This window comes from Protofrankia sp. CiP1_Cm_nod2, assembly GCF_920664355.1.
In the GTDB taxonomy this organism is placed as follows: Bacteria; Actinomycetota; Actinomycetes; order Frankiales; family Frankiaceae; genus Protofrankia.
Genome location: NZ_CAKKTL010000315.1, coordinates 4892 through 5832, shown reverse-complemented (window position 1 = coordinate 5832; position 941 = coordinate 4892). Strand labels below are relative to the sequence as shown.

Annotated in this window: 1 protein-coding gene; it reads right to left on the bottom strand. The window is 71.2% G+C overall.

Features of this window, described 5'->3' with window-relative positions:
* Window positions 1-3 precede the first annotated feature (3 nt).
* A complete protein-coding gene (locus NBW84_RS22460; RefSeq protein WP_250287194.1) occupies window positions 4-810 on the bottom strand; it encodes an SCO family protein in 807 nt (268 codons plus the stop codon).
* Window positions 811-941 lie beyond the last annotated feature (131 nt).

Genomic DNA, 941 nt, shown 5'->3' with positions numbered 1-941 from the left:
GTTTCATGTTGTCTTCCCCGTATTGGCCAGAATCGGAAGATCGTGCGCGTAGTCGGCGACCTGGGTGCCCGCAAGGTAGACGGCCCTGGCCCGGTCGTCCGCGGTGAAGGCCATGACCTGTGTGCCGTGCGTGACGGTGAAGATCCCGCTGGGCTGGCGTACCGGATCCGCCAGCGGGATGCCGAGCGCGTCCGCCTGCGCGCGTATCTGCGCCAGGGTGCCCCGTACGCCGATGAAGGACGGGTCGAACTGGTTCAGCCAGCGGTCGAGCACCTCGCCGGTGTCCCGTTCGGGATCGGTGGTGACGAACACCGTGGCGATCCGTGACCGGACAGATGTCGGCACCGTGTCGAGGGCCGCGGCGATGTCGGCCATCGTTGTCGGGCAGACGTCCGGGCAGCTGGTGTAGCCGAAGAACAGCAGGGTGACCTTCCCGGCCGTCCGGGAGCGCAGGTCGAACGGGGCGCCGGCGGTGTCGGTCAGGTTCAGCGCGGGCTTGTCGACCGGTTGCGCGAGCGCCGTGCCGCGCAGTTCGTTGGCCGGCCCCGAGTTGTCCACGATCGTGACCGCGGACCCGGTCCCGGACGAACAGCCGGCCAGGACGAGCGCGAACGCCACCACCAGCGGCACCGCGAACAGGCGGCGACAGCGGGCCGGGCCCCAGCGGGCGGGAGGACGCGGACGGCTCCCGCCGGCTCCTCCACCAGGCGGATCGGTGCCAGGGCGGACCCCCGCCGCGCTGCCGGCGCCGTCGTCGCCGTCGCCGGCAGCTCCGCTGACGGCTTCTCCTCCATCTTGCGATGCACGCACCCGGGCCTCGCTCCTCGATGCTCCTCGATCCATACCCTTACGGCCGGACGGCTCCTTACGTGGACTGACGGATAAGCCCCGCCGCTCGGTTCCACCTCCGGCCATGTCGGACGCCCGGAGCCGGACCGCCC